We start from the raw sequence: 5,388 nt of genomic DNA, 5'->3' as shown, positions 1-5,388 counted from the left end.
CCGCCACTCGCGCGCAGTGTGAGATGTGTAAAAGAGCCAGCCAGTAACTGAATCCACCACACTTGGTGGGGAGGGAGCTTGCCCCCGCTGGAGTGCGAAGCCCCCCCAGGATTTTGGGGGCCGCTGCGCAGCCCGGGGGGAGCAACCTCCCTCGCCACAAGAGCTCGCTCCTACAGACGGCACTTGTGACAAAGTGTGGCTATTGGTACTGTACAAAAAACCAGTATCGGTAGCCCTCCATGCAGTTGATCGAAAAACTCAGCATCCTCGCCGACGCCGCCAAGTACGACGCGTCCTGCGCCAGCAGTGGCGCGCCCAAGCGCAGTTCCGAGGGCAAGGCGGGGCTGGGTTCCACCAATGGCATGGGCATCTGCCACAGCTACACGCCCGATGGCCGTTGCGTGTCGTTGCTCAAGGTGTTGCTCACCAACTTCTGCCTCTACGACTGCCAATACTGCGTCAACCGCCGCTCCAGCGACGTGCCCCGTGCGCGCTTCAGCCCGGAGGAGGTGGTCACCCTGACCCTGGATTTCTACAAGCGCAATTGCGTCAGTGGGCTGTTCCTCAGTTCCGGCATCATCCGTTCGTCGGACTACACCATGGAGCAACTGGTGCGGGTCGCCAAACTGCTGCGCGAAGAGCATGACTTTCGCGGTTATATCCACCTCAAGACCATCCCCGATGCCGACCCGGCCCTGATCGCCGAGGCTGGCCGTTATGCCGATCGCCTCAGCGTGAATATCGAACTGCCCACCGACGCCAGCCTGCAGACCCTGGCGCCCGAGAAGCAGATCGGCTCGATCAAGCAGGCCATGCAGACCATCTACACCGGCGAACAGACGGTGCTCAACGAACCCCGTGCGCCACGTTTTGCCCCGGCCGGGCAGAGCACGCAGATGATCGTCGGTGCCGACGACACCGACGACAGCACCATCCTGCACGGTGCCGAGGCGTTGTACGGTAATTTCAAGCTGCGCCGCGTGTATTACTCGGCGTTCAGCCCCATCCCCAACAGCCCGAAAAGCGTACCCCTGGCCGCGCCGCCCTTGATGCGCGAGCACCGCTTGTACCAGGCTGATTTCCTGCTGCGCAGCTACGGTTTCAGCGCCAATGAGCTGTTCGCCGGCCCCGGTGACCTGGCACTGGATATCGACCCCAAGCTGGCCTGGGCCCTGGAGCATCGTGAGGTGTTCCCCCTGGACCTGAACCGCGCCGAGCCGACCCTGATCGCACGTATTCCCGGCATCGGCCTGCGCACCACCCAGCGCCTGGTCGACCTGCGCCGTGAACGCAAGATCCGCTTCGAAGACCTGGCGCGCATGCGCTGCGTGCTGGCCAAGGCCAAGCCGTTTTTCATCACCAGCGACTACCACCCGCAGCAGGCCGACAGCACCAGTGTGTTGTTGCGCGAACAATTGCGTGACCGTCCGCAGCCGCAACAGATGGGGCTGTGGGGATGATCAGCCTGGAGTGCGACAACCTGTTCAGTACCTGGCGCGAACAGGCCCGCTGGTTGCTCAGCCATCAGGTCGACCCCAGCCAGGTCAGTTGGGGCGAGGTGCAGGCGGCGGACCTGTTCGCTACCGATGAACTGATCCCACCAGGGATGGGGCCGTTTCAGGCGCGCATACCCAAGGCGTTGTTGCAATTGCTGGAGTCCGCTGCCTGTTATCACGGTGATCAGCGCTGGAGCCTGTTGTATGAAGTGCTGTGGCGGGTCAGCCATGGTGATCGCACCGCCATGCTCGCGGGTGACAAGCTTGGCAGCGAATTGCAGCGGCGCATCAAGCAAGTCAGCCGGGAAGCCCACCACTTGCATGCGTTTGTGCGCTTCATCGCGCTGCCGGACGGGGCCGGGCCGGAACTGCCGGAGTACGTGGCCTGGCATGAGCCGGCCCATGACATTCTCAAGAGCGCCAGCGAGCATTTTATCGGGCGCATGGGCCGCCATCGCTGGATGATCGCCACGCCCCTGGACGGGGTGTATTACGACGGCGAGCAATTGATTCATCAGCGCCAGTGCCCCGAGGCCTGGCAGCAACTGGCACAGAATGTTGAAGATCCCCACAGTGCGATGTGGTTGACCTACTACAGCCACATCTTCAACCCGGCGCGGCTGAACCCCAAGGTGATGGAAGGGCATTTACCCAGCCGCTTCTGGAAGAATTTGCCGGAGGGCAAGTTGATCCCGGGGCTGATCAGCGAGGCGCGTACGGGCAAGCAGAAGGATGGGCAGGCGAAGCTGGTGGGTGCCAAGCCAGGCAAAAGAATTGCAAACCCGGTCAATGTGGGAGCTGGCTTGCCTGCGATAGCGGTCGACCCGTCAGATGTGGGGTGACTGATTGATCGTTCCCACGCTCTGCGTGGGAATGCCACCCTGGACGCTCCGCGTCTGCTCTTGAAGTTGTGACGCGGAGCGTCATTGGATGCATTCCCACGCAGAGCGTGGGAACGAGCTAGCTGGTTCAGGCCAGTTCGGTCGCGGTGTTCTTGACCACCGCCAACTCCGGATGCGCCACCAGCTTATCAATGTGCAACTCATCATTGTTCAACCAGTTCTCGGTCAGCACCCGGTAATGCTCCATATCCCGGCAGCGCATGCGCAGGCTGTAGTCGAACGGCCCGCTGATCAACTGGCATTCGAATACCTGCGGGCAGGCTTTCACGCAGGCTTCGAAGGCCTTTTGCGCCGAGCGCCCGCTTTGGTTGGACAGGGCCACCAGCACCAGCAGCGACAGCCCCGGTGAGACCATCTGCACATCGATGATCGCCCCATACCCACGGATCACCCCGCGTCGCTCCAGCTTGCGCACCCGCTCCAGGCAGGGCCTGGGGGTGAGGTGCACCAATGACGAGAGCTTTTCGTAGGTGATACGCCCCTGATGCCTGAGTACGTCGATGATCGCTTCGTCGATGCGATCCAGCGTAGGGGAAGAATGGGGTCCGTTGGCCTTGGTATCCATGAGTTCACTTCAAACGGTTAGAAAGAAATTGCTGCAAGCGTTCGCTGGTGGGATGGTCGAGGATCTCGGCGCCGCCGTGTTCTTCGACTCGGCCCTGATGCAGGAACAGTACTTGGCTGGACACCTGGCGGGCAAAGCCCATTTCGTGGGTGACCATCAGCATGGTACGACCTTCCTCGGCCAACGTCTGTATGACTTTTAGCACTTCTCCAACAAGCTCCGGGTCCAGGGCTGAGGTAGGTTCATCAAACAGGATAATCTCCGGCTCCATCGCCAGCGCCCGCGCAATCGCCACGCGCTGCTGCTGGCCGCCGGACAGGAACGCCGGGTATTGGTCCGCCACGCGGCTCGGCAGGCCGACCTTGTCCAGGTACAGCCGCGCTCGTTTCTCGGCTTCGGCGGCGCTCACGTTCAGCACCCGGCGCGGGGCCATGGTGATGTTTTCCAGCACGGTCATGTGGCTCCACAGGTTGAAGTGCTGGAACACCATGGCCAGGCGCGTGCGCAGGTTTTGCAGTTGCGCCTGGTGCGGCGCGCGGGTGCCGGCGCGGTCTGGTTGCATTTCGATGCTGATGCCGTCCAGGGTGATCACCCCGGCGTCAGGCTGTTCCAGAAAGTTGATGCACCGCAGCATCGTGCTTTTGCCCGAGCCGCTGGCGCCGATCAGGCTGATCACGTCGCCCTGGCGTGCATTGAGGGACACGCCCTTGAGCACTTCGTGCTCGCCGTAGCGTTTATGGATACCTTCGACTTGCAGCTTGATGGCCGCCGTGGCGGTGTTGCCGACCGGTACATCCATTGGATAAGCGGCCAGGGCCTGCGCGGACTGATTCATGGGTTAGCCTCGGGTAGGAACAAGAAAGCGCATCCAGCGACGTTCGGCCAGCCTGAACAGGCCCACCAGTGCAAAGGACAGCAGCATGTAGAGCAGGGCGGCGATGCCGAAGGCCTGGAAGGTCAGGAACGTCTCGGCATTCGCATCGCGGGCGACCTTGAGGATGTCGGCGACGGTGGCGGTGAACGCCAGCGACGTGGCGTGCAGCATCAGGATCATTTCATTGCTGTAGGCCGGCAGGGCGCGACGCAATGCGGCGGGCACGATCACAAACAGGTTCAGCCGCCAGCCGTGCAGGCCATAGGCGCGTGCCGCTTCGATCTCGCCATGGGGAATGTTGCGGATTGCCCCGGCGAAGATTTCCACGGTGTAGGCGCAGGTGTTGAGCACAAACGCCAACAGCGTGCAGTTCAGCGCATTGCGGAAAAACTGGTTGAGCAGGGCGTTGTCCTGCACCACTTCCAGGCTGTACAGCCCGGTGTAGCAAATCAACAATTGGATATACAGCGGCGTGCCGCGGAACAGGTAGGTGTAGACCTCCACCGGCCAGCGCAGCCAGAAATGTTCTGAGACGCGTGCCAGCGCCAGGGGGATCGACAGGGCGAAGCCCAGTACCACCGAGATAATGAACAGCCACAAGGTCATGGCGACACCGGACAGGCCGCTGCCATCGCTGAACAGGTAGGCCAGGCCGTATTGCTGGAACAATTCGATCATCGCGCCATCCCCTTGATGCCCAGGTTATAGCGCCGTTCCAGGCGCTTGAAGATGCGGTTGGAGAGGGTGGTAATCACCAGGTACACCAGGCCCGCGAGGATCAGGAAGTACAGCGGCTCACTCGTGGACTTGCCGGCGTTCTGCGCGGCCTTGACCAGGTCTGACAGGCCGATGATCGACACCAGCGCCGTGGACTTGAGCAGCACCAGCCAGTTATTGCCCAGGCCCGGCAGGGCAAAGCGCATCAGTTGCGGGAACAGCACCAGGTGAAAGCGCTGCCAGCGGCTCAGGCCGTAGGCGGTGGCGGCTTCCAGTTGGCCGGCCGGCACGCTGAGGATCGCACCCCGGAAGTTCTCGGTGAAATACGCGCCGTAGATAAACCCCAGGGTGATCACCCCGGCGGTAAACGGGTCGATTTCAACGTAGTCCCAGCCGAACGCTTCGGTCAGGTCGTTGAGCCACAGTTGCAGGCTGTAGAAGATCAGCAGGATCAGCACCAAGTCCGGCACGCTGCGGATCAACGTGGTGTAGAGCGTGGCCGGCACGCGCAGCCATTTGGCGCTGGAGAGTTTGGCGCCCGCGGCGACCAGGCCAAGGGTAAGGCTCAGGGCCAGGGCGAGGAACGCCAGCTTGAGCGTCATCCAGGCACCCTGGGCCAGCATGGGGCCGTAGCCTTGCAGGTTGAGGAGGTCGTTCATGGGGAAGATCTCGAAGGAGTGCACGGATTTACTGTGGGAACTGCTTGTTGTGGCGAGGGAGCTTGCTCCCGTTCGACAGCGCAGCTGGAGCCGGCTTTTTGGGGGCGCTACGCACCCCAGCGGGAGCAAGCTCCCTCGCCACAAAAGCCAGCTGCCGCAGGGTTTTTGCTGTGTT

6 protein-coding genes are annotated in these 5,388 nt (G+C 62.1%); 2 read left to right on the top strand and 4 right to left on the bottom strand.

What is annotated here, in order from left to right; genetic code table 11:
- Positions 1-239 precede the first annotated feature (239 nt).
- Together GIW79_RS29240 and GIW79_RS29235 are read left to right on the top strand one after the other, a co-directional pair.
- Positions 240-1,460, top strand: a complete 1,221-nt coding sequence (locus tag GIW79_RS29240) for a putative DNA modification/repair radical SAM protein (protein WP_014719028.1) — start codon at positions 240-242, stop codon at positions 1,458-1,460.
- Positions 1,457-2,338, top strand: coding sequence for a TIGR03915 family putative DNA repair protein (locus tag GIW79_RS29235; RefSeq protein WP_054917426.1), 882 nt, complete (start codon positions 1,457-1,459; stop codon positions 2,336-2,338). The genes GIW79_RS29240 and GIW79_RS29235 overlap by 4 nt, the downstream gene beginning before the upstream one ends.
- A gap of 127 nt (positions 2,339-2,465) precedes the next feature.
- Here the strand turns inward: GIW79_RS29235 and GIW79_RS29230 are convergent, their stop codons facing one another.
- The 4 genes from GIW79_RS29230 to GIW79_RS29215 are packed head-to-tail and all read right to left on the bottom strand — an operon-like array spanning position 2,466 to position 5,213.
- Positions 2,466-2,963: an Lrp/AsnC family transcriptional regulator gene (locus tag GIW79_RS29230; RefSeq protein ID WP_236456484.1), complete on the bottom strand. Its 498-nt coding sequence runs from the start codon at positions 2,961-2,963 to the stop codon at positions 2,466-2,468.
- A gap of 4 nt (positions 2,964-2,967) precedes the next feature.
- Positions 2,968-3,798, bottom strand: a complete 831-nt coding sequence (locus tag GIW79_RS29225) for an ABC transporter ATP-binding protein (RefSeq protein ID WP_329605987.1) — start codon at positions 3,796-3,798, stop codon at positions 2,968-2,970.
- Between the two features lie 3 nt (positions 3,799-3,801).
- A complete protein-coding gene (locus tag GIW79_RS29220; RefSeq protein ID WP_054897441.1) occupies positions 3,802-4,515 on the bottom strand; it encodes an ABC transporter permease in 714 nt (237 codons plus the stop codon).
- Positions 4,512-5,213: an ABC transporter permease gene (locus tag GIW79_RS29215; protein WP_014719023.1), complete on the bottom strand. Its 702-nt coding sequence runs from the start codon at positions 5,211-5,213 to the stop codon at positions 4,512-4,514. Before GIW79_RS29215 ends, GIW79_RS29220 begins: the two co-directional genes overlap by 4 nt.
- Between the last annotated feature and the right edge of the window lie 175 nt (positions 5,214-5,388).

Origin of the sequence: Pseudomonas sp. PA-7-1E (assembly GCF_021605325.1) — a bacterium.
GTDB classification, from domain to species: domain Bacteria; phylum Pseudomonadota; class Gammaproteobacteria; order Pseudomonadales; family Pseudomonadaceae; genus Aquipseudomonas; species Aquipseudomonas fluorescens_BV.
The sequence above is the reverse complement of the archived record's forward strand: the minus strand, read 5'-3'. Positions and strand labels throughout refer to the sequence as shown.

Excerpts from the sequence above, each read along its gene's own strand:
- GIW79_RS29240 (WP_014719028.1), top strand. The coding sequence starts at position 240 with ATGCAGTTGATCGAAAAACTCAGCATCCTCGCCGACGCCGCCAAGTAC.
- GIW79_RS29235 (WP_054917426.1), top strand. The coding sequence starts at position 1,457 with ATGATCAGCCTGGAGTGCGACAACCTGTTCAGTACCTGGCGCGAACAG.
- GIW79_RS29220 (WP_054897441.1), bottom strand. The coding sequence starts at position 4,515 with ATGATCGAATTGTTCCAGCAATACGGCCTGGCCTACCTGTTCAGCGAT.
- GIW79_RS29230 (WP_236456484.1), bottom strand. The coding sequence starts at position 2,963 with ATGGATACCAAGGCCAACGGACCCCATTCTTCCCCTACGCTGGATCGC.
- GIW79_RS29215 (WP_014719023.1), bottom strand. The coding sequence starts at position 5,213 with ATGAACGACCTCCTCAACCTGCAAGGCTACGGCCCCATGCTGGCCCAG.
- GIW79_RS29225 (WP_329605987.1), bottom strand. The coding sequence starts at position 3,798 with ATGAATCAGTCCGCGCAGGCCCTGGCCGCTTATCCAATGGATGTACCG.